The organism is Armatimonas sp. (assembly GCF_043760365.1).
GTDB lineage: Bacteria > Armatimonadota > Armatimonadia > Armatimonadales > Armatimonadaceae > Armatimonas.
Genome location: NZ_JAYUPA010000479.1, coordinates 1 through 1,655, shown reverse-complemented (window position 1 = coordinate 1,655; position 1,655 = coordinate 1). Strand labels below are relative to the sequence as shown.

The following is a 1,655-nucleotide window of genomic DNA, read 5'->3' as shown; positions in this document are numbered from 1 at the left end:
CTCTTTGGTTCCCATGCCGATTTTGTGGCACAGAACAAGAAGGTCTGGAAGATCTCAGAGCTACCGCAGACAGTCGGGGCAAGTGCTACCTTCAGTGTACCTCTTAATGGAAAGAAAGAGGGCAACTACACACTCGAAGTGACAGTCCGCAAGACCGCGGACATTCCCGGTCAGCGTGGCGGCGATGCGGAGTACGTGGTGCGCCTGACCAAGCTCAAGTGTCTTGCGGAGGCCACGTGGGATCGCGGAAGCAACTCTGATGAACCCTTCCTGGCGGTGCTCCTCAACCCCTTGGTCAGCAAGGCTCAGAAGAAGATCATCGGCCCCTACGAAGATGTGGACACCGGTGAGAATCGGGATATCAACTACGAGTTCGCCCCGGTTCGGATTCCCAAGCAAGTGGGTATGCTGACACTGCCCGTGATGCAACTGGAGAGCGATGACGAGTCGGCGGCGGATCGTCAGAAGATCCTGGACAAGTTCGATGTCAACTTTGACAAAGAGACCGAGAAGAAGCGCAACGACTTTCTGGATACACTAGGACGGGCGATCGCGGCGGACTGGAAAGTGGATCAGGTGGAGGTATGGGGTTTCTCCAAGGGCGATCAGGTGCGCTCGGGCCGCGTGGGCAACTTCAACAATATCGGCTGGATCGAGGGCGACGCGAACCGAAAGTTCACCCTCAGCGCCAACCTGCCCGAGGTGGGGATCAGTGCCGAGGAGCTAGAGGATATGTCCAAGATCACCACGGTCACTCCGGTGGCCAAGGTTCCCTACCAGGGCCCCCTCGTGGCGCTAGGAACCCTGGGGCTGGGCTCACTCTTGGGAATGGGTCTCCTGCGAGGACGTCGCAGAGGGTAGAATCCCTGCATGTTTGACTGGCAGCTACGAACACGGCTTATTGTTGGCGCGGGAGTCCTCGCGCAGGTGGGCGAGCGGGCGCGGGAGCTGGGCTCCCGCGCCCTGCTTGTCACCGACCCGGGGATTGTCCGCGCCGGACACGCCGCCCGTACGGAGGCACTTCTTCAGAAAGCGGGCGTGGAAACCGCTGTCTTCGCGGCAGTCCATGAGAACCCGACCACAGACGATGTGGAGGCGTGCCTGGAAATAGCCCGGCAGTTTCGCCCTGAGGTACTGATTGCACTGGGCGGCGGCTCCGCGATGGACACGGCTAAAGGAACCAACTTTATCCTCACCAATGGCGGCCCCCTCCCTGATTTTTGGGTCGCTAGCCCGGTGCGCCGAGGTTTCACCAGCCCCCTCCTGCCCTCCATCGCCATCCCGACTACGGCGGGCACGGGCAGTGAGGTGCAGTGCCATGCGCTTATCGCCGATGCGAAAACCCATGCCAAGATGGCGCTGGGTGAGAAAGGCGCGGAGCCAACGATTGCGCTTCTCGACCCGGAGCTGACCGTCTCACTCCCCCAAGGCGTGACCGCCAATGTCGGGATAGATGCGCTGGTGCACGCCATCGAGACCGCCGTCACCAAGTCCCGCACCCCTCTCTCGCTGCTCTTCTCCCACGAGGCGTTCCGGCTGCTCTCGGCAAGCTTTGCCTTGGTACTGAGGGAGCCGAATAATCTTGAGGCGCGGGAGGGGATGCTGCTGGGCTCCACCTGGGCGGGGCTGGCGATCGAGTACTCCATGCTGGGGAT

The 1,655-nt window shown here is 61.3% G+C and carries 2 protein-coding genes; both read left to right on the top strand.

All coding sequences use genetic code 11. From position 1 onward, the window contains the following. The coding region (locus ACH2EH_RS11180) for a hypothetical protein (protein WP_395141671.1) at positions 1-861 on the top strand (861 nt) is incomplete at its 5' end. Positions 862-870: 9 nt separating this feature from the next. Further along, positions 871-1,655 (top strand): iron-containing alcohol dehydrogenase (locus ACH2EH_RS11175; RefSeq protein ID WP_395141669.1); only part of this gene is annotated, 785 nt, incomplete at its 3' end.